Below are 26,126 nucleotides of genomic sequence, written 5' to 3' on the forward strand. Positions count from 1 at the left end.
GCAGGGTGGGTAGATAACGGTAGTTAGGAGGTTGGCTTTTCGGGCTCGCCTTCACGCTGGCGCTGCGGGTCCTTGATCCTGAAAACGGCGGCGTCGGAAGCTGGCAGTAGCTGTCGCTCGAGGATATGATCGGCGGCTTTCTCGGCGATCATGATGGTCGGCGCATTGATATTGCCATTGGTCACGGTGGGCATGATCGAGGAGTCGACCACCCGCAGTCGTTCGATGCCACGAACGCGGCACTCGGGGTCGACCACCGCCATCTCGTCAGTCCCCATGCGACAGCTGCCGCAGGGGTGGTAGGCGGTTTCGGCGCTATTGGCGATCCACTCATCGACCGCTTCGTCGCTGACCACGTCCTTCCCTGGCGATAGCTCGTCGCCGCGATAGGCATCGAGGGCCGGTTGGGCGAAGATTTCTCGGGTCAGGCGCAGGCCGTTCCGGTAGGCCTGCTTGTCTTCTTCTTCGTGCAGGTAGTTGAAGAAGATCTTGGGGGGAGCGGCGGGGTCGGAGGAGGCGAGCTTTACCCAGCCGCGGCTCTTGGGCTTGTTGGCGCCCAGGTGCACCTGAAAGCCGTGCCCCTTGGCGGCGCTGGAGCCATCGTAGGCGATGGCGCCGGGCAGGAAGTGATACTGCAGGTCTGGCCACTCAAGGCCCGGGCGGCTGCGAATATAGCCGTTGGATTCGAAGTGGTTGGTTGCCCCTAGGCCTGATTTGAACGCCAGCCAGCGCAGGCCAATCAGTGCCTGGCCGACGGGGTTGAGCCAGCCATTGAGGGTGATCTTCTGCTTGCAGCTTTGCTGGACCCAGACCTCGAGATGGTCGTGCAGGTTCTGGCCCACGCCCGGCAGGTCGTGGATGACCTCGATGCCGTGCTCCTCGAGGTGCTCGGCGGGACCGATGCCCGAGAGCATCAACAGCTTCGGTGAGTTGAAGGCGCTGGCAGAGAGAATGACCTCACGACGGGCCTGGACCCGATACGTCTTGCCGCTTTGTTCGTATTCAACGCCGACGGCTCGCTTGCCCTCGAAGAGGATGCGCTTGGTCAGGGCGTGCATTTCCAACTGCAGATTGTCTCGGCTGAGGGCCGGCTTCAGATAGGCATTGGCGGTCGAGCAGCGCACCCCGTCACGCACCGTCATGTCCATGCGGCAGAAGCCTTCCTGGCGATAGCCGTTGTAGTCCTGAGTCTCGCCGTAGCCTGCCTGGCGGCCTGCCTCAATGAAGGCCTTGTAGAGCGGGTTCTGCATATTATTGCCGTTGCATACGCCAAGCAGGCCCTTGCCGGAGCGGTAGTCATCATCGCCATACAGGCAGCCTTCGGCACGCTTGAAGTAGGGCAACACGTCGGCATAGCTCCAGCCGTCGGCGCCGAGTTCGGCCCATTCCTGGTAATCGCCGGCACAGCCGCGCACGTAGGCCATGCCATTTATCGAAGAGGAACCGCCAATCACCTTGCCTCGCGCCTGATGCAGGCTGCGCCCATTGAGGCCAGGCTCGGGCTCGGTGTGAAATCCCCAATCGAAGCGCGGCTTGTTCAGCGGGATCGAGAAAGCGGTGGGCATCTGGATGAAGATGGAATTGTCCTTGCCGCCAAACTCCAGTACCAGTACCTCCAGGTCGCTCTCGGCGCTGAGGCGGTTGGCCAGTACCGAGCCCGCTGAGCCGGCGCCGACGATCACGTAATCAACGCTTCGGTCGAAGGGTTCTTGACTCATTTCATCGCTCCTTGGGCCTGAGATCTTGCGTGGCGTGATCCTGGGTACCGATCAGCGTCCTGCGGAGGCCGGGTCGTCTGGCATCACGGTATGGGTGCCGGGCTGCTCGCGCTGGATATGCAGGAACAGCAGGTGGCGCTCGTACTGGTCGAGGATATCCGCAATCAACTGTTCCTGGCTGTAGCCATAGACATCATAGCCCTGTCCTCCCTCGATGATATGTACCTCAAGCCGGTAGTAATGGGTGCCGGCATGGGTGTCGCGAATCGAGAAGGCCGGCATGGCACACTGGCGAGGCCATACCTGATAGGTGAAGTCCTGCTCGCCGCCGAGGCCCACGTTCAGTTCCAGGTGTTCCTCTGCCGCATCGCCCTCGACTAGCGTCACCGGGTAACCCTGATCGCTCAAGACGTCGCGGATCTCCTCCATGGCCGGCTTGACCGTGTCGCCGAGGAAGCGGCTGACCTGCTCGCGGCTGGCGAAACTCAAGGCGCGACTCAGTCGCTGATGCCAGTTGCGGTGGGCGCTTTCACCGGGAAGGGTTCGCCCCGAGAGATGGCCCGCCATGCTGCGCTGCAGACTGTCTTCCTTGAGGCCTTCCACCTTCAGTGCCTTGTAGAGGCCCAGCATCATCAGAAAGAGCACGAAGGCGAAGGGCAGGCCGGTGATGACCACCGCACTCTGCAGCGCGCCCAGGCCGCCGGCCATCAGCAGCGCCAGGGTCAGCACCCCGATGATGGCGGCCCACAGCACCCGCATCCAGGCCGGGGCATCATGATTGGGATCACGCAGGATCGAGGTCAGGTTGGAGAGCACCAGCGACCCCGAGTCGCCAGAGGTCACGAAGAAGACGATCGCCAGCAGGGTCACGACCACCGTGGTCAGGCCGACCCAGGGCACATTCTGCAGGAACAGATAGATCGCCGAGCCGGGATTGTTCATGGCCTGTTCGCCGAAATCCGCCACGCCGGTGCCGTTCATCACCATGTCGATGGCGCTGTTACCCATGATCGACATCCAGGCCATCATGAAGGCCAGCGGCAGGATCAGGGTGCCGGCGACGAACTGACGGATGGTGCGTCCTCGGGAGATGCGGGCCAGGAATAGCCCCACGAAGGGACCCCAGGCGATCCACCAGGCCCAGAAGAACACCGTCCAGCCGTTGAGCCAGTCGGTGGGAGGATCGAAGGCGTAGGTGTTCATCGACAGGGAGATGAAGTGGGACAGGTAGTCGCCCACGTTCATCACCAGGGCATTGAGCAGGAACAGGGTCTTGCCGGTGAACAGCACGAACAGCAGCAACAAAAGGGCCAGCAGCATGTTGAACTCGGAGAGCCGACGGATGCCCTTGTCGACCCCGGTCACGGCGGAAATCGCCGAGAAGATCACGATCAGCACCGCCAGCACCGCCTGGGTGGTGGTATTTTCCGGCAGGCCAAACATGTAGCTCAGGCCGAAATTGAGCTGGATAATGCCGATGCCGAGGCTGGTGGCGATACCGAACAGGGTGCCGAGCACGGCGGCGATGTCGACGCTATGGCCGATGGCGCCATGGATGCGCTTGCCGAATATCGGGTATAGCGCGCTGCGAATGGTCAGCGGCAGGCCGTGGCGATAGCTGAAGAAGGCCAATGACATGCCCACCAGCGTGTAGACGCCCCAGCCGGATAGGCCCCAGTGCAGGAAGGTCAGTTCCATGGCGCGTCGTGCCGCCGCCACGGTAGCGGGGTCGCCATCGGGTGGCGCCAGGAACTGGGTCACCGGCTCGGCGATGCAGAAAAAGATCAAGTCGATGCCGATGCCGGCCGAAAACAGCATGGCGGCCCAGGTCACTATGTTGAAGTCTGGTGTGGAGTGCGCCGGGCCGAGTCGCAGCTTGCCCAATCGCGAGGTAGCGATGGCGATCACGAATACCAGATAGGCCACCACCGCGACGAAGTAGAACCAGCCAAAGGTATCCGAGATCCAGCTCAGCACGGCATTGATGGCCGCGCTGGCGGAGTCGGTGAAGAGCATCGTCCACAGCGCGAAGGCCACGATACCGATGGCCGAGCCATAGAAAACGATGGGGTTGATACGGTCCTTGTGAACCTCTGTCTGCACGTCATCCGGGGCGGTTGCCATATTCAACTCCTGGCCGAAGAGGGAATACCCTTCAACAGCGGCGGCAGTGATGCGTTAGTGCCGGTTGGGTAGCCGTGATAACGCATCAAGGCGGCAGTGGTGGCGAAAGGGATGCCGATAAACGCCCGCGTAGCATCACCAAGACAGTGATGCCGCTCGCAGCAGTGGTCGCTCAGTATCCAATGCATCTGGCTGTTATGAGGTATAGATGCTGAGAGTGAGCACGTACAAACGTTGTGACTCTTATTCTTTCAACGTTACTGGCGGGTTCTTGCCATCGCTGTGTTGTATCTGCCATGCGCGTCGCGGCCCGCTGCGTTCGAGGCCTGACGGTGTGCCGTGATGATGTCGTATCATGCTGAAAATTCAGGTACTGCGGCGGACAAGGAAGCCTCATGATCGATTTGCTGCTGTTGGTGGTGGTCACCTTGATGGCGGGTTTGGCCATGCCCTTGGGCGCCTATCTCGCCCGTATCGAACATATCCGGCCAAGCTGGCTGGAGCAGGAGCTTCGCCATAGTGTGCTTGCCTTCGGCGGCGGTACCCTGCTGTCCGCGGTAGCGCTGGTCCTGGTGCCCGATGGCATTGAGTTCACCACCGCGCCACTGGCGGCACTATATCTGTTGCTGGGTGGGGTGATATTCATGCTCATCGACATGGCGATGCTGCGCTGGCAACTGCCGGCCAGTCAGTTTTTGGCCATGCTGTTGGACTTTATTCCAGAGTCGATCGTCGTTGGCGCTATCTTCGCCATCCGGCCAGAAGAGGCCATGCTGATTGCCGCGCTGATCGCCTTGCAGAACCTTCCCGAGGCGTTCAATGCTTATCGAGAGTTCATGCAGTCTGGGCATTTTGGCGCCCGTCGCGTCATCACCATTTTTTCCCTGATGGCGCTGCTAGGCCCGCTGGCGGGGCTTTCAAGCTACCTGTGGCTCGTTGATGATGGAGGCTTCGTGGGCGCCATCATGCTGGTGGCCTCGGGTGGCATCCTCTATTCCATCTTCCAGGACATCGCCCCGGGCGTCAGGCTGGAAAAACACTGGGCGCCGCCGATGGGCGCGGTGCTGGGATTCGTGTTGGGTGTGGTGGGGTTGATGGTGATCAGCTGACCCATAGGGTCACGATGGGCGCTTTGGGGCGGGCATTTCATGGGCGGGCATGTTTATATCGCCCATTGATTCATAAGGAGGTGAAAAGCGTCATGTCCACGATGGCGGGAGCGACCGAAACGATTCGCCAGTGGGGGCGAGGCTGGGCGCCAGTATGCAAGGTCATGGCAGTGCTGTGGCTGGTGTTGGCCGCCTTCATGACGGTGCCCTGGATCGTGCTGCTGTTCGAGCAGGACCCCGACGCCGAGGCCTTTGCGCTATCCATCGGCATCGTGCTTGGCCTGGTGGCGGTGACGGGGTTCGTGACGCGACGCACTCGGGTGTCGCTCAAGACCTGGCAGATGTTCGTGGTGACTACTCTGAGCTGGGCCTCGATCAGCGGCCTAGCCAGTTTACCGCTGGTGCTGGGCGCGCCACAGCTGAGCTTTACCAACGCGGTCTTCGAGTCGGTCTCGGCCATCACCACCACAGGGTCGACGGTGCTGGTGGGCATCGAGGGGCTGTCCGATGGCCTCAAGCTGTGGCGGGGCATCATGCAGTGGCTTGGCGGCATCGGCATCATCGTGATGGGTATCGCCATCCTGCCTTTTCTCAAGGTCGGTGGCATGCGCCTGTTTCATACCGAATCTTCCGACTGGTCGGAGAAGGTCATGCCGCGCACCGGCGGCATCGCCAAGGCAACCCTGGGCGTTTACTGCGGCTTTACCCTGCTGGCCGTGATCAGTTACTGGCTGGGAGGCATGCTGCCGGTGGATGCGGTGGTTCATGCCATGTCATCGATGTCCACGGGGGGCTTTGCCAACTCCGATGCGTCCTTCGGCGCCTATGCCGATCGGCCACTGCTGCTGTGGATGGCCAGTCTGTTCATGCTGTGTGGAGCCTTGCCGTTCGTGCTCTATATCCGCGCCTTGCGCGGCATGCCCATGGCAATGTGGCGTGATCAGCAGGTGCGAGGTCTGCTGGGCTTTCTGACGGCCGTTATTCTGCTGCTGACCGTGTGGCGCGCTTGGCATGGGACGCCGTTTTTCGAATCCTTGACCCAGGTCGCCTTCAACGTGATCTCCGTGGTCACCACCACGGGCTATGCCGCGGATGACTATACCCAGTGGGGGCCGCTGGCGGTGGTCGCCTTCTTCTACCTGACCTTCGTCGGCGGCTGCAGCGGCTCGACCAGCGGTGGACTCAAGATATTTCGCTTTCAGGTGGCAAGCGTGATGCTGCGCAACCAGCTGCGCTTCTTGATCCATGCCAGCGGCGTCTTTGGTTCACGCTACAATGGGCAGGTGCTGACCGATGACATCACCCGCGGCGTGGTCGCCTTCTCGTTTTTCTTCTTCATGACCATCGCCGGCCTGGCGCTGGGGTTGTCGTTGCTGGGACTGGACCTAGTGACGGCGCTCTCCGGGGCGGCGACGGCGGTGGCCAACGTCGGCCCGGGGCTTGGCGATATCATCGGGCCATCGGGCAACTTCGCGTCCCTGCCGGATACCGCCAAATGGCTGCTGTGCCTCGGCATGCTGATGGGGCGCCTGGAAATCCTGACCGTGTTGGTGCTGCTGACGCCGCTATTCTGGCGTGGCTGAGTGGGTAAGACCGGCAGCGAAACCGGGCGACAAACGCGGCAAATGCGTTCTCGCCCGTGGTAATGCCGGGCTTTCGGGTATACCTTTTGCATCTTTCAGGGCATAGGGCCTTACCGGGCCTGAGCTCATGTCGGCATACCCTACCCGGGCAGCCGCGTATCAGGAGATCACCCATGTCTACCGAACCCGTCACCCTGATGGTGGCACGCCGCGTGGCGCGCGGCCGCTACCGTGATTTCACCACCTGGCTCGACGAGGGCCGCGAATTGGCCTGCGACTATCCCGGCTATCTGGGCTCCGGGGTGTTGGCGCCGCCCCATGGCGACGACGAGTATCAGATCATCTTCCGTTTCGCGGATGCCCAGACCATGCGCGCCTGGGAGCACTCGGCATCGCGCCGTGCCTGGCTTGGCCGCGGTGAGGGACTCTATGAGTCGCCCCAGGAATATCGGGCCACCGGGATTGACTCCTGGTTCCAGGACGCCCAGGGCAATACTCCGCCGCGCTGGAAGCAGGCGGTAGCGATCTGGCTGGCGTTCTTCCCGGTGTCGCTGATGTTTCAGGCCTTGTTTGGGCACTGGTTAGCCGGTCTGCCGCTGGTGCCGCGAGTGCTGGTCACAACCCTGTTGCTGACGCCGGTGATGGTGTTTTTGTTCATTCCGCTTTCCACGCGTTTGCTGGCGCCTTGGTTACACGGTGAGGTGACTATAATGGCGCGGCTGGCCCGCTTGTTGCCCCATCACCGCGCATGAAGAGAGGCGGGCGGCTGCGCCATTCCGGGCGAGTTTTCGCATTGTTAGCCTGGCCAGGCGCGGCATACACTCGGGATATATGTGCCTGACGAGTGCCTGCCATGACCGAACTCTCTGTTGATGCTACCGAGGCGCGTCCCCGCTCCGCCGATGAGGAACCTCTGCGGGTTGCCTTCAGTGAGGCCGATGATCCGGGTGCCGCCGCCAACGAGCTGGCGGCGACGCTTCGTCATCCGCAACTGGGCTGCGTGCTGTTCTTTTGTAGCGCCGAGTATGATCTCGACGCGCTAGGGCAGTCCTTGGGCGAGGCCTTCGGCGTGGTGGCTGTGGTCGGCTGTACCACCGCCGGCGAGATTACGCCTCTGGGCTACGGGCGCGGCTGCATCGTGGCGATCGGCTTCGATCAGCGCCACTTTTCGGTATCCCAGGCGTTGATCAGCGATCTTGAAGGCTTCGATTTGATCGGCGCCCAGCGTTTGACGGCCCACTTACTGGATGACTGCCGGCGCCAGGCCTTGGCGCCGGTGGGCGGCCACAGCTTTGCGCTAACGCTGCTCGATGGGCTGTCCAGCAGTGAGGAGCAGGTGTTGGCAAGCCTGGATGCGGCGCTTGGCAGTATTCCGAGTTTTGGCGGCTCGGCCGGGGACGACAATCGGCTGGCGCATACCCATGTCTTCTATCAGGGGCATTTCCACAGTCAGGCGGCGGTGGTAGTGATGATCAACACCCGACTGCCTTTCGAGGTCTTCACCACCCACCATCTGCGGCCGCGAGGCGAGAAGCTCGTGGTGACCCATGCCGATCACGAGTGTCGGCGGGTCATGGAGCTCAATGCCGCACCGGCCGCCGAGGAATACGCGCGGCTGGTCGGATGTGCCGTCGAGGATCTCGACGAGCAGGTGTTCGCCCGCGTGCCCCTGGCGGTGCGTATTGGCGATAGCTACTATGTGCGCTCGATTCAGCGGGTCAACGACGACGGCAGCCTGACCTTCTACTGCGCGGTGGAACACGGCATCGTGCTGACCGCCATGCAGCCCGCACCGATTCTCGAGGACCTGGATGCGGTGTTTGCCGCCTTGCGGGAGCGCCTGGGCGAGCCTCAGCTAATTATCGGCTGCGACTGCTTCTTGCGCCGTCTCGAGATCGAGATGCTCGGCCAGACCGCCTTGGCCTCGCAACGGCTGCGGGAACAGCGGGTGATTGGCTTCAATACCTACGGGGAGCAGCACCATGGCATGCACGTCAACCAGACCTTCACTGGGGTTGTCATTGGGCGATCCGGAGGAACCCGAGGCGTCTGAGCCCGCCACGCCGCGAGAGCGGGCGCTCGCCGAGGAGAATGCGCGCCTGCGCAAGGTCTGTGGCGCGCTGATCGAGCGGGTGGAGTCCAGCGGGGCGGCCGGCGGGGCGCCCTATGCGGCCTTCGAGCATGCGGTGCTGTTGGCCGAGCAAGTGCGTGAGCGCACCGAAACCCTGCACCGCACGCTCGATGAGCTGGGCCAGGTCAACCGCCAACTGCGCGACGAGATCGCGGTGCGGGTCGAGGCCGAGCAGCGCCTGCGCGAGTCCAAGCGTGAGGCCGAGGCGGCCAATCTCTCCAAGACCAAGTTCCTCGCGGCGGTCAGCCATGATCTGATGCAGCCGCTGAATGCCGCGCGTCTGTTCACCAGTGCCCTTGGTGAGCAGGCGGTGCCAGAGGCCTCTCAGCGACTGGTGGGCAATATCGGTCGTTCGCTGCAGGACGTCGAGGCTCTGCTGGGCACCCTGGTCGACATCTCGCGGCTGGATGCCGGGGTGCTGAAGCCGGATGTCGCCGCCTTTCGCGCCGCCGACCTGCTCGACGTGATGGCCGAGGAGTATCGCCAGATCGCCGCGTCACGGGGGCTGACGCTGCATTACGTCGGCACCAGCGCGATCATCGAGTCGGACCTGGCGCTGCTTGCGCGAGTGGTGCGCAACTTCCTGACCAATGCGATTCGCTACACCCGTCAGGGTCATTTGTTGCTGGGCTGTCGACGGCGCCCGGAAGGGCTGGAGATTCTGGTCGGCGATACGGGGGCCGGTATCGACGAGTCACAGCGCGAGGCGATCTTCGTCGAATTCCAGCGAGCCGAGAGTGACCACGATGCCCAGGATCGCGGCTTGGGGTTGGGGTTGGCCATCGTCGACCGGATCGCCTCCATGCTGGATCATCCGCTGCGATTGGCTTCTCAGCCGGGGCGCGGTTCGCTGTTCTCGGTGCGGGTCCCCTATGGGCGACTGCCTGCGGCACCGAGGAGTGCCACGACCGCGGCGGCGTCCTCGCAGCGTGACGCCCTGGCGGGCATGCGGGTCTGGGTCATCGACAATGATCCCGGCATCTGCGAGGGGATGTCGGCGTTACTGGAGGGATGGGGGTGTCGGGTACGGACCGCGACCTCCCTGGCTGCCCTGGAGGCCGGGCTGGATTCGCAGGCGGACCCTGAGGCCGCCGATGTGCTGTTGATCGACTATCACCTGGACGCGTCGAATCCCGATGGACTGGCCGTGGCCGCGCACCTGCGGCGTCGCCAGCCGGGCTTGGCCGTGGTGATGATCACCGCCAATCATGACGCGGCGATCAAGAGCCTGGCCCGTCAGCTAGGCTATGGCTGCCTGCTCAAACCCCTGAAACCGCTGCGACTGCGCATGCAGCTGGTCGGCTTGTTGGGCAATCGCTCAGCGTGAGGGTTCGTGCCGCTCGGCCAGCAGGGCGTCGAGGTCAACCGAGCCGGCGGCGAGGATCGCTTGGACGCGCCCCGTTACACCGAGCTTGCGCAGAATCGCCGAGACATGGGTCTTCACCGTGGTCTCGGCAATATCCAGCTCACGGGCGATCACTTTATTGGAGGCGCCGTGGCTCAGGCGGATCAGCACCTCAAGCTGCTTGCCGGTAAGCTCGCAGAGGCGCCGTTTGGTGTCCTCGTCTACGGATACTGTCCGCTGAGCCTCGGCCGGGGGGCGACGCATGATGTCCGCGGGCAGGTAAAGCTGGCCTTCCAGGATACGGGTCAGCGCGGCGAGCAGGTCTGGGCGCGGTGTGGATTTGGTGATGTACCCCACCGCGCCCAGGTCCAGGGCATCGAGGATGGTGCGTCGGTCCTGATCGGCGGAGAGAATCGCCACCGGCAAGTCGGGGCGCCGCTCACGTAGTTGCCTGAGACCCGAGAGCCCTTCGGCGTCGGGTAAGCCTAGATCCAGTAGCACTAGGTCGACTTCCTCGTGTTGCCCCGCCTTTCGTAGGGCGTCTTCCAGGCTATCCGCCTCCAGCAGCAAGCTGTCGGGTAGTCCGGAGGCGATCACCGCGCCGATGGCCTCGCGAAACAGCGGATGGTCATCGGCGACCATCAGGGTGTACATGGGCAATATCTCCTGGCATCTCTCGCCTCCTCCCGAAGGAGGAGGACGTCTCCTGCCATCAGAGTATGTCGCAGAAGGTCCCGCTGACCAAGACTGGTGAGTGGGTCGCTACAACGACATCACTCTCGCGGCCGATAAAAAAGGAGATTCGTCATGGAAGCAACGATGAGAGCCGCCGTGGTTCGCCAGTTTGGCGAACCGCTGACCATCGAGGAGGTTCAGACTCCTCGCCCCAAACGGGGAGAAATCCTGGTCAAGGTGGCGGCGTCGGGTGTCTGCCATACCGATCTGCACGCCGCCCACGGTGACTGGCCGGTCAAGCCCGAGCCCCCCTTCATTCCTGGACATGAGGGCGTGGGCCATATCGTGGCGGTGGGCGAGGGCGTCACCCACGTCAGGGAGGGGGATCGTGTCGGCGTGCCCTGGCTGTACTCCGCCTGCGGCTGTTGCGAGCACTGCCTGGGCGGCTGGGAAACGCTATGCGAGTCGCAGCAGAACACCGGTTACTCCGTTAACGGCGGTTTCGCCGACTACACCCTGGCGGATGCCGGCTATGTCGGCCGCCTGCCCGATAACGTTGGCTTCATCGAGATCGCCCCCGTGCTATGCGCCGGCGTCACGGTCTACAAAGGGCTGAAGATGACCGACACTCGCCCCGGCCAGTGGGTGGTGATCTCCGGGATCGGCGGTCTGGGGCATATGGCCGTGCAATATGCCAAGGCCATGGGGCTCAACGTGGCGGCCGTGGATATCGATGACGGCAAGCTGGCATTGGCGCAGCGGCTGGGTGCCACGGTAACGGTCAATGCGCTGCAAACCGACCCGGCTGCTTTCCTCAAGCGCGAGATTGGCGGTGCCCATGGAGCCCTGGTGACGGCGGTTTCGCCCAAGGCCTTCGGTCAGGCACAGGGCATGCTGCGGCGCGGCGGCACCCTGGTGCTGAATGGATTGCCGCCTGGAGACTTCCCGCTGCCGATCTTCGATACCGTGCTCAATGGCATCACCATTCGGGGCTCCATCGTCGGTAGCCGCCTAGACCTTCAGGAGTCGCTGGACTTTGCCGGTGATGGCAAGGTCAAGGCGACGGTCAGCACCGACAAGCTGGAGAACATCAACGATGTCTTCCAGCGCATGATCGAGGGGCAGATAGAGGGGCGCGTGGTGCTCGACATGACCAACTGAGCCGCCATCTGCCAGTCGACGAAAAGGCGCGATGCGAATCGCGCCTTTTTTCATGGGACCTGGGGGATGTGACGCGCATTCCTGGCGGTAGCGTCGCGTCTCCTACCGAAGGAGGAGGGCGTCTCCTGCCATTGATGTATGTCGCGCCCGGCCTAAGTGGCCAACACTGAGGGTACGGTATTCACGATCCGTCCATAACGATAATAGTCAGCTCAGGAGTCACGCCATGATCTATGCCAACCCCGGTAGCGCCGACGCACTGGTATCCTTTGCCGAGCGCTACGGCAACTTCATCGACGGTCAGTTCGTGGCCCCCCTCAAGGGCCAGTATTTCGATAATGTCAGCCCGGTGAATGGCCAGGTGTTCTGCCAGATTCCACGCTCCACCGCCGAGGACGTCGACCTGGCGCTGGATGCCGCTCACCGCGCCGCCCCGGCCTGGGGGCGCACCTCGGCAGCCGAGCGCGGCAACATCCTGCTCAAGATCGCCGACCGCATCGAGCAGAATATTGAAGCCCTGGCCGTGGCCGAGACCTGGGACAACGGCAAGGCGGTGCGCGAGACCCTCAATGCCGACTTGCCGCTGGCGGTGGACCACTTCCGCTATTTCGCCGGCTGCATCCGCGCCCAGGAAGGCAGCGCCACGGATATCGACAACAATACCGTCTCCTACCACTTCCACGAGCCGCTGGGAGTGGTGGGGCAGATCATTCCCTGGAACTTCCCGATCCTGATGGCCACCTGGAAACTCGCGCCGGCGCTCGCTGCCGGCAACTGCGTGGTCTTGAAGCCGGCCGAACAGACGCCGGCCTCGATCCTCAAGGTCATGGAGTTGATCCATGACCTGCTGCCGCCAGGCGTGGTCAATATCGTCAATGGCTACGGGGCCGAGGCCGGCCAGGCGCTGGCGGAAAGCAAGCGTATCGCCAAGATCGCCTTCACCGGCTCCACGCCCATCGGCTCGCATATCCTCAAGTGCGCCGCCGAGAACATCATTCCCTCCACCGTGGAGCTTGGCGGCAAGTCGCCGAACATCTACTTCGCCGACATCATGAACGCCGAGCCGGCCTTCATCGACAAGGCGGTGGAAGGGTTGGTGCTAGCCTTCTTCAATCAGGGCGAGGTCTGCACCTGCCCCTCTCGGGCGCTGATTCAGGAGAGCATGTACGACGACTTCATGGCGAAGGTCATGGAACGTACCCTATCCATCAAGCGCGGTAACCCGCTGGACACCGAGGTTCAGGTGGGCGCTCAGGCCTCCAAGGAACAGTTCGACAAGATCCTCTCCTACATGGAGGTGGCCCGCGAAGAAGGCGCCGAGTTCCTGACCGGCGGTCATGTGGAACATGTCGAAGCGGCGTTCGACAAGGGCTTCTACATCCAGCCGACCCTGCTCAAGGGCCACAACAAGATGCGGGTCTTCCAGGAGGAGATCTTTGGCCCGGTGGTGGCAGTGACTACCTTCAAGGACGAAGAAGAGGCGCTGGCGATCGCCAACGACACCGAGTTCGGCCTCGGCGCCGGGGTGTGGAGTCGCGACATGAACGTGGCCTTCCGCATGGGCCGCGGCATTCAGGCCGGTCGCGTGTGGACCAACTGCTACCACCAGTATCCGGCGCATGCCGCCTTCGGTGGCTACAAGAAGTCCGGCGTCGGCCGTGAGACCCATAAGATGGCGCTCGAGCACTATCAGCAGACCAAGAACCTGCTGGTCAGCTACGACATCAACCCGCTTGGGTTCTTCTGAGGTCTTGAACTGCCCCCGTTGATAACGGATCCCAGGGCCGATTCAGACACCTATCGCTAACCATGAAAAACGGCGACTCCATAGAGTCGCCGTTTGGCGTTCCGGGGCTTGGGCCATGGCCCAAGCCCCGGCGTTTATGCCGCACTTGCCCGCTGATCTCAATTGGCGCTGGGCATGCTGTCCATATCGCCGATCGAGCCCGGCATGGCCGGTACGGCACCGGCTTCTCCGGCCGTGCTCAGGAACTGCAGGTGGCGCTCGTACTCGGCGAGCACGTCATGCACGACCTGATTGCGGGTGCAGCCGTTGAGATCCTGGCCCAGAGCACCCTCAGCCAGATAGACGTCCAGACGCAGGTAGTAATCGTCATCCACCTGGAGGAAGCTCGGCGTGCGCAGACGCTGCGAGCGCACCTCGTAGACGAAGCTGGGCGCCTCTTCGAGATCGACCTGCAGGGTGAGACGCGGCAGCGGTTCACCATCGATTTCGGTTTCGCTGACGTAAGCGGTCTGGCCCCGGCTCTTGAGTTCCTCGGCGAGCTGCGTCAGCGCCGGGCGAATGGCGTGCTCGATGGTCGCCGCGGTGCCGGCTCGGTTCGAGGTGTCCAATGCCCGGTCGAGGCGCTCGCGCCAGTCGCCCTGTATGCCACCGCCGCTAACCTGCTGGCGCGCGTCGGCCTTGCGGGTTTCCAGGCGCAGGGCGCGGGTCAGGCCGGCCATGATGGCGAAGATCACCAGCGAGAAGGGTAGGGCGGTGATGACCACGGCACTCTGCAGGGCATCGAGACCGCCGGCCATCAGCAGGGCGATGGTGATCAGGCCGATGACTGCGGACCAGAAGATACGCAGGCGGATCGGCGCGTCATGGTTCACGTCCGACAGGATGGTGGTGAAGTTCGCCAGCACCAGCGCGCCGGAGTCGGCGGAGGTGACGAAGAACACCACGCCCAGCACGGTAACCACCGAGGCGGTGATGCCGATATACGGATACTGCTCAAGGAAGGTATAGATCGTGGTCTGCGGGCTGTTCAGCGCCTGCTGGCCGAGCTCCACGAGCCCCTGATTCGCTACCATCTCGATGCCGCTGTTACCGAAGATCGACATCCAGGCCATCATGAAGCCGAGCGGAATCAGCAGGGCACCGGTGACGAACTCACGAATGGTACGGCCACGGGAGATGCGGGCCAGGAAGAGGCCGACGAACGGCGTCCAGGCGATCCACCAGCCCCAGAAGAAGATCGTCCACCAGCCCATCCACTGCTGAGCATCGTCGCCGGCGAAGGCATAGGTGTCGAAGCTCTTGGCCATAAAGCCGCTCAGGTAGTCACCGGCATTCATCACCAGCGCGTCGAGCAGGTGCAGGGTCTGGCCCTGGAAGAGCACGAACAGCAGCAGCGCAGTGGCCAGCAGCATGTTGAACTCGGACAGACGACGAATGCCCTTCTCGACCCCGGTCACCACCGAGATGGTGGCCAGGATCACCACCAGCACGATCAGCACGATCTGGGTGGCCAGGCTCTCCGGCACGTCGAACAGGAAAGTCAGGCCATAGTTGAGCTGTATGACGCCGATGCCGAGGCTGGTGGCGATACCGAACACCGTGGAAATGACGGCGGTGATATCCACCGCGTTACCGATCGGCCCATTGATACGATTGCCAAGCAGAGGATAGAGCGCACTGCGGATGGCCAGCGGCAGGCGGTGGCGGTAGCTGAAATAGGCAAGCGCCATGCCCATCAGCACGTACATGCCCCAGCCGGTCAGGCCCCAGTGGAAGAAGGTCTGAGGAACGGCGTGACGCAATGCCTCCGCACTCTCCGGCGCCAGGTCGGGCGGCGCGAGGTAGTGCGACAGCGGCTCGGCCACGCAGAAGAACAGCAGGTCGATGCCGATGCCTGCGGCAAACAGCATGGACGCCCAGGAGACCAGAGAAAATTCCGGGCGCGAGTGGTCAGGCCCCAGGCGAATCGAGCCGGCCCGAGAAAAGCCGATCACGACCACGAAGACCAGATAGGCCACGGCGGCCAGCATGTAATACCAGCCGAAGGTGTCGTTGATCCAGGCGAGGCCCGCATTGAAGATGGCACCCGCTTTCTCGGTGAAGGTCATGGTGAAGATCAGAAACAGCAGGATGCCGGCTGCTGACCCCATGAAGACGACGGGGTTGAGGCGATCTCGTCGTTCGGTGGCTTTCATGTCTTGCGCCATAGTGGGCAGACTCCCTTGTGTCGTTGGAGAAGGTGTTTCATTTATTTTGATTGAACGACCAATCAATAAAATAACGATAAACGTGACGTTTCCCACATCCGCGCAAGGGCGGGTGTGTTCTATACGGTTTTCGTCACGGCGTGAGTCATGCCATGACGGTTTTTTATTGATTGGTCGTTCAAATAACTTACAGGCTTATGCCAGAACCTTCAACCGTTGACGGTGACGGGGTTGAGAAATGCCAACTGACCTTGGCCTGGCAGCGGTGCCGCAGGAACGAGACGTCATCCGGCCAGTGGCGCGCTATTGGGAGGAGTGGGATGTGAAACGAGGGGCGTGCAGATGGACCATGCCCGGCCGGAGCCGGGCATCAATGTCAGTGGATATGCGTCGAACTTGCTGGCATCGAGTCGCTTTGGGTTAGCTTTCAGGGTGGCTAGCTGCCCTCGCGTTTACTCCGCCCTTCAGCATGGTGGCCGGGGGCATGCTGGGGCATCATCAAGACGACCAGAGCGTGACGCTGTGCTTCGTTGAGAACGTCGGCCAGCGCCGCTTGATAGTCCTGGCGCAGGTTCTCGACGGCGGCACGCTTATCTTCGCGGTTGTCGAAGGCCTCATCGTGCAGGCCTCGCATCTTGTCCATCAGGGTCTGACGTGCGTCTTTCAGCGTAGCGCGGTCTTCATCGCTGAGTGACCAGCTGTCGAGCAGTGCATCGAGTCTTGCTTGTTGACGCATCTGTCGCTGGTCATGGCGCCCTGCGCCCTGATGCTGCTCACGGGCCTGCATTAGGCTGGCGCGTTGCTCCTCGTTGAGGATGTCATCAATGGCCTCGCGCTCTTGCTCGCGCAGCGCCTGATGTTCTTTGCGGAAGCGCTGGCGTGTCTCCTGCATGGCATTGCGCTGCGCAGCGGTCAGATCTAGCGTTGCCATCATCGCTTGGTGCGGCCCCGGCCCCATTTCCTGAGGTGCATTCGCCGGCATGCCGGCCATGGCGGTCAGCGGCAGGGCGAGACTCGAGATCAGGCTGATGGAGAGCAGGCGGCGTTGGAAAGAGTTCATGTGACACTCCTGTCTTGATGCTGGGCGTTCCGGGCCGACCCTCGGCGCGGATAGGATGAGTATCTGCCGGCATTGTGGCGCCATTGTGCAGCGATCAAGGCAAAAATCAGCATCAGGGTGCGCCGTGCCTGATAGCCGTCTATCCGCGCGTGTCCCCACGCGTTAAGTAACGCCCTAGGGGCCGTCCAAGGGCTCGGGTTCGTATTTGTAGCCCACGCCATAGATCGAGCGGATCACCTCTCGCTCGGGCCAGATACCGGCGATCTTCTTCCTGAGCTTCTTGATATGAGAGTCCACGGTGCGCTCGGACACGATGCGGTGATCCCGGTACATGTGATCCATCAGCTGGTCGCGGGAGAAGATGCGCCCCTGAGCATCCATCATCACCTTGAGCAGCTTGTATTCGACGGCAGTCAGTGCCAGGTCCTGGCCGTCGGCTAGCGCCTGCCAGCCATCTTCGTTGAGTACCAGTTCGCCGGAGGTTCCAGCGGCGCCTGGCCGGTCCTGGGGCAGCGCCTGGCTGCGCCGTAGCACGGCCTTGATGCGGGCGACCACTTCGCGAGGGCTGAAGGGCTTGCAGATGTAGTCGTCGGCGCCGAGCTCTAGGCCCAGCAGGCGGTCGACCTCTTCGACGCGGGCGGTCAGCATGATCACCGGCAGTTGCGGCCAGCGGTCGCGTATCTGGCGGCACAGCACCAGGCCGTCGGTGCCTGGCAGCATTAGATCGAGCAGTACCAAGTCCGGCTGATGGTCGTTGAGCCAGGGGATGACCTCATCGCCGTGATCCAGATGGTCGGGTATGTAGCCGCTGCCGGTCAGATAGTCGCCGATCAGGCGAGCGATCTTGGGTTCGTCTTCGACGATCAGGATGCGGCTGGGAGAAGCCTCAGTCATGCCGGTGTCTCCGGGTTTCTGTGGGTCAATGGGGCTTGGTTCGCAGGCATTAGTGGTCAAGCATTAGGCATCAGGGGAAAGTCGATGGTCCAGCATAGTCCACCAAGGCTAGACGCCGAGGCCTGCAGGGTGCCGCCATGGGCGCTAACCAGCGCCGCGGCGATCGAGAGGCCTAACCCCGAGCCGCCGCTCTTGCGGCTGCGAGAGCCTTCGACGCGATAGAGCCGTTGGGTAAGCCGCTCGAGCTCCGTCGCTGGCACACCGGGCGCGCTGTCTTCCCAGCTGAGGCAGGCCTGTTGACCCTTCATCTTGAGCTGGACGCGTAGCTCACCCGGCGCCGTGGTGTAGGCCAGAGTGTTGTCGATCAGGTTGTTCCATAGCTGGCGCAGCCGCTGGGCATCGCCGCGAATCATCATCGGGCCTTGGATATCGCTCGCAAGGGTGATGCCGTGCTCGGCGATCCAGCCCTTGGCGTCCTCAAGGCGCCCGCTGAGGCTGTCTGCCAGGTCAAGCGGCGCCAGCGAGACCTCCAGAGCCCCGGCATCGCTCTGAGCGAGCAAGCGCAGGTCGCCGACCAGACGTTCGAGTTGGCCGACTTCCTGGGACAGCGAGGTCAGGTTGTCCTGGTCAAGCGGGCGTATGCCATCCTGCATGGCCTCGATCTCGCCGCGCAGCACCGCAAGCGGGGTGCGCAGTTCGTGGGCGATATCCGTCACCCAGCGCTGACGCGACTCGCGGTTGGCCTCCAGCGTTTCGGCCAGCACGTTGAAGTCCTTTGAAAGACGCGATAGCTCATCGCGACCGCGTTCGGTCAGGCGGGCGCCATAGTCACCTTGGGTGAGGCGGCGGGTGGCCAGCGCCATGCTCTGCGTACGCCGCCCTAGCCACCAGGACAAACCGCCGGCCAGCAGCAGGGAGGCCAGCACCAAGGAGGCGACGATGATCCCCAGGTTGCGCTGCTGCTGCTCAAGAAAGATCTTGTCCATCTGCTCCATCAGCTGGTCTGGCGGCACATAGCCCAGGGTGCCGACCTGGCGCCCTTCGTAGCGGATCGCTATCCATTCGAGCCGGGCCGGGTTGTTGTCATGGCGTGGTGGCAGGCCGATCACCGGCAGCCCGTTCTCGTCATGCAGCACGAAATCCCGGGCCCTTGTCATGTCGCGCTGGATACCCACCGGCGGTGGGTGGCCCTCGGGCCATAGCTGGTTACGGACCAGTTCGCGCCAGGCCTGTGGGTCGGTGCGCAGCCACTGCCAGTTGCCTTGGCGCCCCCATTCATCGCCGAGGGCGCTGGCGAGGTTGGTCACCAACTCCGCCTGTGTGGTCTTTAGGTAGTCGATGAAGCCGTCATTGATGCTTCGCGATACCCCGACGAAGACCAGTCCGGAAATCGCCACATTGACGATCAGTATGACCGCGAACAGCTTGAGGCCCAGTATCGAGAGAGCCGGACGCGCTAGGCGGCGTTTGTCAGGGATAGCGTCATCGGTCATGGCGACTCCAGGTAGCGGGTTTCTCCATCGGGCGATTGAGGGGTTGGCTCGTCGCTATTCTCAGCCTCTGCATCAGCGCGTCGGGACATGCCGAGCGCCCGGCGGGCATCCTCGATCAGCAGGTAAAGCGAAGGGATCAGCAGCAGCAGGATCAGGGTGGCGAACAGGATCCCGAAGCCGATCGAGACCGCCATCGGGATCATGAAGCGCGCCTGACGGGAAGTCTCGAAGATCATCGGCGCCAGGCCGAAGAAGGTGGTGAGTGTGGTCAGCAGGATCGGGCGCAGGCGTCGCAGGGCGGCGGCGGTCACCGCGCTGCGCGGATCTTGCCCGGCCCGGCGGTGCCGGTTGGCGGTATCGATCAGTACCAGGGCGTCGTTGATGACGATCCCCGATAGCGCCAGCATGCCGAGCAGGCTGATCACCGACAAGCCATAGCCCATCAGCAGGTGGCCGATCACCGCGCCGATCAAGCCGAAGGGAATCGCCGCCATGACCAGCAGCGGCTGCAGGTAGCTGCGAAAGGGAATCGCCAGCAGCAGATAGAGGGCGGCAAGGGTGAACAGCAGGGAGGTCTGTAGGCTTTTCAGGTTGTCGCTTGTCTCCTGCTGGCGACCGCCGAAGCCAATCCTCAGGCCGGGCATATCGGCGCGTAATTGGGGAAAGACTTCCTCTTCGAGGCTCGTGATCACCTGACTGACCGCCGTCGGCGGGGTGGCGTTGGCGGTGACGTCGATGACCCGCCGCCCGTCGATGCGGGTGATGGTCGATGCGGCGGTGTCGGTGATGACCCGGGCGACCCTCGAGAGGGGAACCTCGACGCCATCCGGCGTCAGCACGCTGAGCCCTTCGAGCTGGGCGAGGCTGGTGCGGTCGCGCTCGGGCAGCAGTACCTTGACCTCGACCTCATTGCGGCCTTGCTGCTGCTTGAGGGCGGTGGCGCCTTGCAGGGGGCCGCGTAGCTGGCTCGCCAGGTCGCTGCCATCGAGTCCCAAAGCACGGCCGGTGGCGGTCAAGGACAGGCGCAGCTCGCGCTTGCCGTTCTCGATGCCGCTGTCGATGTCGGAGAGCGGCTGGTAGTCGGCGAGCCGCTCGGCAACCCGCTTGGCGGCTTCCTCCAGCGAGGCGCTGTCGGCGGCGGACAGGCGTATTGTCAGGCCTGCGCCACGACCGGGGCCGCCTACGTCGGATTCGAACAGCAGGGTGTCGGCGCCGGCCGGATGGCCGACTTCCTCGCGCCAGGCCCGGCTGAGTTGGCCCGTGGACCAGTTATCGTCGACCCCGGTATCGAGAAAGGCCACCACCCTGAGGCTATCGGCATCGATGGTCGCGCTACTGGCGGCCAGTACCGGGCCATCATCGCGCTGTTCCAACCGGTTGAGAGCGCCCAACAACTGGTCCCGCAGCGCCCGGTCATCGCTGATCGGGCTACCCGCCGGCAAGTTGGCGGTCACACCAGCCTGGTGGGACTCCACCCGCGGCATCAGCGTAAAGCCAAGCCGGCCACTGCCCAGCCAGCCGAGTGCCAGAACCAGCATGGCCAGCGCCAGCGCCACGGTCAGCCCGCGGTAGTCGAGGCTTCGTTCGAGCAGCGAGCGAAAGGGGCCCTGAGTAAAACGGTCGAGGCCGCCCTGCACCCGGCGACGCAGCCGGTCCAGCGGGGCTAGTAGGCGGTTGGGCTTGCCACGGGCGTGACTCAAGTGGGCGGGCAGAATGAACACCGCTTCGATCCAGCTCAGGGCGAAGATGCAGATCACGACCAGCGGGATGATGCCGAAAATCAGACCCAGGAAACCCGGCAGGAACAGCAGCGGAAGGAAGGCGACGATATTGGAGAGAATCGCGAAGGCCAGCGGCACGGCAATCTCGCGGGCGCCGAGAATCGCCGCCTCTCGTGGGCTGGCGCCGCGCTCCCGATGAGCGTGGATGTTCTCGCCGACGATGATGGCGTCGTCGACCACGATGCCCAGCGCAATGATGAAGGCGAACATCGAGATCATGTTGATCGAGACATCCATCAGCGGCAGAAACAGCAGCGAACCCAAGAAGGCGGTGGGAATGCCAAGGGTGACCCAGAATGCCAGGCGTGCCTCGAGAAAGAGCCCGAGGAGCACCAGTACCAGCACCAGTCCCAGCCAGGCATTCTTGAGCAGCAGTTCCAGACGGTCCTGATAGACCTCCGAGTCGTCGTCGGCAACGCTCAGCGAGAGCCCTTCGGGAAGGCTCGAGCGCAGGGCGGGCAGGAGTTCGCGGGTCGCTGCCGAGAGCTCGGTGGGGGTCTGGTCACCGACCTGGTAGATATCCAGGCCGATGGCGGGTTGGCCGTCGTAGAGCACTTCGCTATCGCTGTCGGCGAAGCCATCCTTGATGGTGGCGATATCGCCGAGACGGATTACGCTGCCGTCCTGGGTCGACAGCACCGGCAGCCGCGCGAAGTCGGCGGCGCCATCGCGACGCGCCTCGTAGCGCACCATGTACTCGCCGTCCCGGGTGTCGAGACTGCCGCCGGCGAGGTTCAGGGCCTCGTTGCCGATGCGGGCCGCCAGGTCACCATGATCGAGGCCGTAGCGGCTCAGGGCCGTCTGGTCGAGGGTCACCTGTACCTGCCGGTCTCGGATCCCGGATAGCTCGACCTTGGTGATGTCACTGCCCGAGAGCAGTTCGCTGCGCAGTCGCTCGCCCACGTCGCGCAGCGTCAAGTCGTCGCTGTCGCCATGCAGCATCAGTTCGATGACCGCTCTGGAGCGGCCGCTCAGCGAATAGCGTGGCGGGTCCGCCGCGTCCGGCAGGGTGGTCAGGCCGTCGATGGCCTGCTGGATATCCTGATAGGCGCGCATCGTCTCGATGCCGTCCTGTAGCTCGATCGACAGCGAGCCACTGCCTTCCTGAGCGGTGGCGGTGATCTCGTCGGTGCCTTCGACATCCTGCACCGCCGATTCCATCGCCAGCAGCAAGCTCTGCTCGATCTCTTCGGGCGTCGCGCCAGGATAGCTCACCGAGACATTGACGTTCTCCAGCGTGAAGCTCGGAAAGACTTCCTTGGTGATCAGGGTCGAGCTCCACAGGCCACCGAGGATCAAACACAGCATCAGCAGATTGGCGGCAACTCCGTGATCACGCATCCAGGCGATAGGGCCACGAAAGCCGCGCTGAGCAGGCGCATGGCTCATGCCTTGTCCTCCTGGCCGGGGGGCGCTTTCCCAGCGTCGGGGCCGCTACCGCTAGAGTCGGCGATGTCACTGTCACTTTCACGGGCCTTCAAGGCCATGCCGGCCTCGGCATTGGCCAGGTTACCCAGTATCACCCGCTCGCCATCGGCAAGGCCGGCCTCGATCAGCGCGACCTCATCGCCGCGGTGGGCCAGCTCGACGTCACGCATTCGCAGATGATCGCTTTCATCGAGCAGCCAGACCTGGCGGTTGCCGCGCAGGGCCGAGACCGGGAGGCGAATCAGTTGGCGGGTCCGCGCGGGATAGAGCCGCGCTTCCAGCAGGTCGCCCAGACGCAGCGCCGGGGTGCCCTCCTGGTCGAGGGCCAGCGGGTCATTTACCGCCACCATTACCTGTGTCATCAGGCCGTTTTCCTCGAGGCTCGGCAGCACGCTCCACACTTCGCCTTCACGGATCTGGCCCTGAGGCCAGGCGGGGCTGTGCAGCGCCACGCGACTGCCTTGGCCATCGGCACTGTGGGTGTCGAGCCAGCTCAGCGCTTCTTGTGGCAGGTTGAGGCGCACCCAGAAGCGTTCGATGCCGACCAGGCTGAGGATATCGGCATAGGCGCCGAGCCCTGCCCCTTCGCCGACCAGCTTTTCCTGAATCACGGCATCGAAGGGGGCTGTCACTTCGGTGCGTGCCAGGTCGGCCTGAGCCCGGTCGCGCTGGGCACGCGCGGTTTCCACGGCGGCCTTGGCCGCCTTGAGCTGTGGCTCGCGAAGGACCAGGGCGCGCCGGGCCGGGGGCAGGTCGCGGCCAAACGTCTTGTACTCGGCGGCGGCGCGGATCTGCTCGCCCTGTTCGGAGGCAAGGTCCGACTCGGCGCTGGCCAGGGCCGCTTCTGCCTCGCGCAGGGCCAGTTCGTAGTCGGTGCGCTCGAGCCTTGCCAACCACTGCCCCTTGGCGACTCGACGTCCCGGCTCGACCTGGGGCGCGAAGGCCTCGAGGCGGCCGCTGATCGAGGTCGATAGGGTCGTTTCTCGGGCAGCCAACACGCGGCCGTGGGCATTCAGGACGGGGGCTTCGGCCCGATGCTCGACCTTCATCACCTCGACCTGTGGCACCGGGCGTTCGGCCGGCGCGCGCTTGGGAGCCTGGGGCCGATGCGTCAGCCAATAGCCGGCCACGGCGACGGCGACGGCCAGTATCGCGACGGCCGTCAGCCGCGTCAGCCATGGGCGGCGAGGTGGATGAGACGGCGAAGCAGGAGGGGCAGACATGAAGACTCCAATCGGTCTGAAGCGAGCCATCCATGATGCCATGCCCGCTCAAGGGAAGCGGGGAAAGAACGTGCAACCCGATGCGATCCGCAGACGCTGGCGCCATGCTTGGTAAGGCGCCGGTCAGTGTCTTACGGACAGGTTTCGCCGAGGATAAGCTCGGTGAGCAGTTGGCGGTTCTCGCGGGGCGCCAGGCCCAGGATCATGCGCGCGGCGATGCGGCCCTTCTCGACGCTATCCTGACGCACCGTGGTCAGACGCGGCGAACGATACTGGCCCTCGGCGATGCCGTCGAAGCCGGTGATGCGTATATCCTGGGGCACGCGCAGGCCGCGCTGCTCGGCCAGGGTGACCACGGTCAGGGCGATGCGGTCGGACATGCACAGCAGCAGGTCCGGGCGCTGGTCATCCGGCAGGTCGAGAATCTCGGCGATTACCGGGGCGCAGACCTCGAAGGTGTTCTCCTCGATGTTCCACATCGGCACCGTGGCCGGGTCGATGCCCTGCTCCTCGAGGGCGCGATGGAAGCCGGCCAGCCGCGAGCGGGTGATGGTCTGGCCGGCGGCCAGCAGGGTGTACTCGGCGGTGATCTTGCCGTTGCAGGGCGATTCGGTGAGGCGCAGGTTGATGATGCCGGGGCGCTTGGGCGGCGTGGCCAGTGCATGGCGGGCAACGGCGTAACTGGCGGGTTCGTTGTCGACATGCACGCTGGGACGTGACTGGATATTGAAGTCGACTGCCACCATTGGCCGCTGGGCCGGTATGTCGTTCAGCACTTTGAGGCTAGGCATCAGACCGTAGACGATGAAGCCATCTGCGATGTTGGCCGAGCCGGGGGCCTGGGAAACATGCTGTCGGCCTGAGAGTAGCAGCAGAGTATGGCCGTGGACGTCGAGGACCTCGGCGATGCCGGCCAGCAGTTCGCTGGCCACGGCATCATTTAGGCTGTAGGTCAACGTTTCGGCGAGTACCACGGCGATGATCCGCGAGCGCCCGGTGCGCAGACTGCGCGCCTTGGCATCGGGACCCGAGTAGCCGAGTCGCTGCGCTTCGCTGAGAATGCGCTCGCGCAGCTTGGGCGACAGTTGGTCGGGGCGATTGAAAGCGTTGGAGACGCTGGCCGTTGATACGCCAAGCTCCCGAGCCAAGTCTTTCAGAGTGATGCGGGGTGGGACTGCACTCACAGGCGGTTCCATGACGATAGAATCTCGGCTTGATGATACCGCTCGTGACAGTCTGGTGACAGACCGGTGAGAAGAGCGCCCGCCACCGTCAGCCGGTGGCGGGGACGCTATTGGATGGCGGCGAAGTCTCAGGCGGCCTTGGTAGCCTTGGCGAGGCCAAGGGCTCGTTCCCCTGCATCGAATAGGTGCACGTGCTCGAGCTGTGGTACCAGGGCAACCTGCTGGCCAACCTGCCACTGGCTTGGGGCTTCGCTACGATGAATCAGCAGCGTATCGCCGACCTTGGGCTCGAGATAGACGTACACTTCATTGCCAAGGTACTCGACATTGACGATTTCGAAGCGGTTGTCGCCTTGGGCCTCGGCCAGACTCAGGTGCTCGGGGCGCACTCCCAGGGTCAGGGCAGCGCCCTTGGTCTGAGTGCTTGCATCCTGGGGCAGGGTTAGCTCGCCGAGCCCGGGTGTCTTGACCCGGTAGCCGTCGCCATCGTCGCCGACCAGCTCCGCCGGCATGAAATTCATGGTCGGCGAGCCGATGAAGCCTGCAACGAACTTGGTAGCGGGCTGCTGATAGAGGGTCTGGGGACTGCCGACCTGCTCGATGCGGCCATCACGCAGCACCACGATCTTGTCGGCCAGCGTCATGGCTTCCACCTGATCATGGGTGACGTAGATCATGGTCGAGCCGAGGCGATGGTGCAGGCGAGCGATCTCGTTGCGCATTTGCACCCGCAGCGAGGCGTCCAGGTTCGAGAGTGGTTCATCGAACAGCAGGATGCGCGGTTCTCGGGCCATGGCACGGCCCATGGCGACGCGCTGACGCTGGCCGCCGGAGAGCTCCTTGGGCTTGCGCTGTAGAAGCTCCTCGAGCTGCAGGATTCGGGCCGTTTCCATCACCCGCTGCTCGATGCTCTGCTGGTCGGTCTTTGCCAGCTTGAGACCGAAGGCCATGTTCTCGTACACGGTCATGTGCGGGTAGAGAGCATATGACTGAAACACCATGCCCACGCCACGTTCGCGAGGCGGCAGGTCGTTGACTAGGTCGTCGGCGAAGCGCATGTCGCCGTCGGTGATCGACTCGAGGCCGGCGATTAGCCGCAGCAGGGTCGATTTACCACAGCCCGAGGGGCCAACGAAGACCACGAATTCGCCATCGCCGACCTCGAGATCCAGATCCTTGATGATGTGGGTGCTGCCGAAGACCTTGTTGATTTTTGAGAGGTTCACGCTTGCCATCTTGCGACTCCCTGCCGGCGCTCGAGGC

At 63.5% G+C, this 26,126-nt stretch carries 18 protein-coding genes; 7 read left to right on the forward strand and 11 right to left on the reverse strand.

Annotation, left to right across the window (positions count from 1 at the left end; all coding sequences use genetic code 11):
* Window positions 1-23: 23 nt before the first annotated feature.
* Window positions 24-1,718, reverse strand: coding sequence for a choline dehydrogenase (gene betA, locus BLR71_RS00250; protein ID WP_092521934.1), 1,695 nt, complete (start codon window positions 1,716-1,718; stop codon window positions 24-26).
* Window positions 1,719-1,769: 51 nt separating this feature from the next.
* Window positions 1,770-3,842 (reverse strand): choline BCCT transporter BetT, encoded by a 2,073-nt coding sequence (betT, locus tag BLR71_RS00255; RefSeq protein WP_175491580.1) that lies wholly within the window; start codon window positions 3,840-3,842, stop codon window positions 1,770-1,772.
* Window positions 3,843-4,237: 395 nt separating this feature from the next.
* Between betT (BLR71_RS00255) and BLR71_RS00260 the strand changes: the two genes are divergently transcribed.
* The 5 genes from BLR71_RS00260 to BLR71_RS00280 all read left to right on the forward strand — a co-directional run bounded on the left by BLR71_RS00260 (window position 4,238) and on the right by BLR71_RS00280 (window position 9,992).
* Complete coding sequence (locus BLR71_RS00260) at window positions 4,238-4,951, forward strand: ZIP family metal transporter (RefSeq protein ID WP_092521938.1); 714 nt, start codon at window positions 4,238-4,240, stop codon at window positions 4,949-4,951.
* 101 nt (window positions 4,952-5,052) lie between these two features.
* Entirely contained in the window at window positions 5,053-6,534 is a 1,482-nt protein-coding gene (locus BLR71_RS00265) for a TrkH family potassium uptake protein (protein WP_422730750.1), read from the forward strand.
* Between the two features lie 173 nt (window positions 6,535-6,707).
* Window positions 6,708-7,286, forward strand: a complete 579-nt coding sequence (locus BLR71_RS00270; protein WP_175491581.1) for an antibiotic biosynthesis monooxygenase — start codon at window positions 6,708-6,710, stop codon at window positions 7,284-7,286.
* Window positions 7,287-7,387: 101 nt separating this feature from the next.
* A complete protein-coding gene (gene nosP / locus BLR71_RS00275) occupies window positions 7,388-8,587 on the forward strand; it encodes a nitric oxide-sensing protein NosP (protein ID WP_092521942.1) in 1,200 nt (399 codons plus the stop codon).
* Window positions 8,517-9,992: a hybrid sensor histidine kinase/response regulator gene (locus BLR71_RS00280; RefSeq protein WP_092521944.1), complete on the forward strand. Its 1,476-nt coding sequence runs from the start codon at window positions 8,517-8,519 to the stop codon at window positions 9,990-9,992. Before nosP ends, BLR71_RS00280 begins: the two co-directional genes overlap by 71 nt.
* Here BLR71_RS00280 and BLR71_RS00285 read toward each other — a convergent pair.
* Window positions 9,984-10,664 (reverse strand): response regulator, encoded by a 681-nt coding sequence (locus BLR71_RS00285; RefSeq protein ID WP_092521946.1) that lies wholly within the window; start codon window positions 10,662-10,664, stop codon window positions 9,984-9,986. The two genes, BLR71_RS00280 and BLR71_RS00285, sit on opposite strands and share 9 nt — an antisense overlap.
* 153 nt (window positions 10,665-10,817) lie before the next feature.
* Here BLR71_RS00285 and adhP point away from each other — a divergent pair, with 153 nt between their 5' ends.
* Together adhP and exaC are read left to right on the forward strand one after the other, a co-directional pair.
* Complete coding sequence (gene adhP / locus BLR71_RS00290) at window positions 10,818-11,846, forward strand: alcohol dehydrogenase AdhP (protein WP_175491582.1); 1,029 nt, start codon at window positions 10,818-10,820, stop codon at window positions 11,844-11,846.
* Window positions 11,847-12,072: 226 nt separating this feature from the next.
* Entirely contained in the window at window positions 12,073-13,593 is a 1,521-nt protein-coding gene (exaC, locus tag BLR71_RS00295) for an acetaldehyde dehydrogenase ExaC (protein ID WP_092521947.1), read from the forward strand.
* A 158-nt stretch (window positions 13,594-13,751) separates the two neighbouring features.
* On the opposite strand, the gene betT (BLR71_RS00300) is transcribed toward exaC, so the two are convergent.
* From betT (BLR71_RS00300) to BLR71_RS00335, 8 genes are all read right to left on the reverse strand, one after another.
* Entirely contained in the window at window positions 13,752-15,788 is a 2,037-nt protein-coding gene (gene betT, locus BLR71_RS00300) for a choline BCCT transporter BetT (protein WP_175491583.1), read from the reverse strand.
* A 448-nt stretch (window positions 15,789-16,236) separates the two neighbouring features.
* Entirely contained in the window at window positions 16,237-16,860 is a 624-nt protein-coding gene (locus tag BLR71_RS00305; RefSeq protein WP_092521949.1) for a DNA topoisomerase IV subunit A family protein, read from the reverse strand.
* A gap of 174 nt (window positions 16,861-17,034) precedes the next feature.
* The gene (locus BLR71_RS00310) at window positions 17,035-17,754 is read right to left on the reverse strand and encodes a response regulator (protein WP_092521950.1); all 720 of its coding nucleotides are present in this window, start codon (window positions 17,752-17,754) and stop codon (window positions 17,035-17,037) included.
* Window positions 17,755-17,810: 56 nt separating this feature from the next.
* Entirely contained in the window at window positions 17,811-19,247 is a 1,437-nt protein-coding gene (locus BLR71_RS00315; RefSeq protein WP_092521951.1) for an ATP-binding protein, read from the reverse strand.
* On the reverse strand, window positions 19,244-22,417 hold the full coding sequence (locus BLR71_RS00320) for an efflux RND transporter permease subunit (RefSeq protein WP_092521952.1): 3,174 nt from the start codon (window positions 22,415-22,417) through the stop codon (window positions 19,244-19,246). Before BLR71_RS00320 ends, BLR71_RS00315 begins: the two co-directional genes overlap by 4 nt.
* Window positions 22,414-23,679 carry an efflux RND transporter periplasmic adaptor subunit gene (locus BLR71_RS00325; RefSeq protein ID WP_175491584.1) on the reverse strand — a complete coding sequence of 422 codons (1,266 nt, stop codon included), beginning with the start codon at window positions 23,677-23,679 and terminating at the stop codon, window positions 22,414-22,416. The genes BLR71_RS00320 and BLR71_RS00325 overlap by 4 nt, the downstream gene beginning before the upstream one ends.
* A 131-nt stretch (window positions 23,680-23,810) precedes the next feature.
* Window positions 23,811-24,863: a LacI family DNA-binding transcriptional regulator gene (locus BLR71_RS00330; protein ID WP_245696294.1), complete on the reverse strand. Its 1,053-nt coding sequence runs from the start codon at window positions 24,861-24,863 to the stop codon at window positions 23,811-23,813.
* Window positions 24,864-24,991: 128 nt separating this feature from the next.
* Window positions 24,992-26,098, reverse strand: a complete 1,107-nt coding sequence (locus BLR71_RS00335) for an ABC transporter ATP-binding protein (RefSeq protein ID WP_092521957.1) — start codon at window positions 26,096-26,098, stop codon at window positions 24,992-24,994.
* Between the last annotated feature and the right edge of the window lie 28 nt (window positions 26,099-26,126).

Source organism: Onishia taeanensis (assembly GCF_900100755.1).
GTDB lineage: Bacteria > Pseudomonadota > Gammaproteobacteria > Pseudomonadales > Halomonadaceae > Onishia > Onishia taeanensis.